The sequence below is a fragment of the Serratia sp. Ag1 genome, assembly GCF_000743355.1.
Lineage (GTDB): Bacteria > Pseudomonadota > Gammaproteobacteria > Enterobacterales > Enterobacteriaceae > Chania.
Genome location: NZ_JQEI01000096.1, coordinates 1 through 1,024, shown reverse-complemented (window position 1 = coordinate 1,024; position 1,024 = coordinate 1). Strand labels below are relative to the sequence as shown.

The window sequence follows — 1,024 nt, the reverse complement described above, 5'->3', positions numbered from 1 at the left end:
GCCTTGGAGGATGGTCCCCCCGTATTCAGACAGGATGTCACGTGTCCCGCCCTACTCATCGAACTCACAAGGTATGCATTTTAGTGTACGGGGCTATCACCCTTTGCTGCGCGACTTTCCAGACGCTTCCACTAACACACACCCTGATTCAGGTTCTGGGCTGTTCCCCGTTCGCTCGCCGCTACTGGGGGAATCTCGGTTGATTTCTTTTCCTCGGGGTACTTAGATGTTTCAGTTCCCCCGGTTCGCCTCATGCCACTATGTATTCATGACATGATAGTGTGTCGAAACACACTGGGTTTCCCCATTCGGGTATTGCCGGTTATTACGGTTCATATCACCTTACCGACACTTTTCGCAGATTAGCACGCCCTTCATCGCCTCTGACTGCCTAGGCATCCACCGTGTACGCTTAGTCACTTAACCTCACAACCCGAAGGTGTCTTCTGTACACAGAGGACACCTCGCGCTGCAAACTATTGAGAGACTCTCTGACAGGGTACTCCTTGCCTCCATACTGCTACGGAGAGACAAGTTTCTGCTGTCAGGTTTCAATTTTCAGCTTGTTCCAGATTGTTAAAGAGCAAAATACTTCGCAGCATACTGTCGCCAGTACACTCTGAACTATTATCAAGGACCGTAGGGATATGGTGGAGCTAAGCGGGATCGAACCGCTGACCTCCTGCGTGCAAGGCAGGCGCTCTCCCAGCTGAGCTATAGCCCCATACAGTCACTTGCAGATACCTTTATTTACCACTCGCGGCGAATCACAGTTTCTCCTGTTGGAAACCCCGTTAATTCGGGCTTAGGCAAGGCATGCGGAAGGAACGTTTACCCCGGTAAACGACCGCGCGCATAACGCAGCATAAGTGCGAATTTGGTAGGCCTGAGTGGACTTGAACCACCGACCTCACCCTTATCAGGGGTGCGCTCTAACCACCTGAGCTACAAGCCTATAAAGGTATTTCTGCTCGTTACTTTCTATCAGACAATCTGTTGTGAACACTCACTCAATCAATATCGT

The 1,024-nt window shown here is 50.8% G+C and carries 2 tRNA genes and 1 rRNA gene; all 3 read right to left on the bottom strand.

Annotation, left to right across the window (positions count from 1 at the left end):
- Window positions 1-426: ribosomal RNA gene (locus IV04_RS24485) — 23S ribosomal RNA — on the bottom strand; the annotation flags it as partial.
- A gap of 222 nt (window positions 427-648) precedes the next feature.
- Window positions 649-724 (bottom strand) — tRNA-Ala (locus tag IV04_RS24480).
- 154 nt (window positions 725-878) lie between these two features.
- A tRNA-Ile gene (locus IV04_RS24475) sits at window positions 879-955 on the bottom strand.
- Between the last annotated feature and the right edge of the window lie 69 nt (window positions 956-1,024).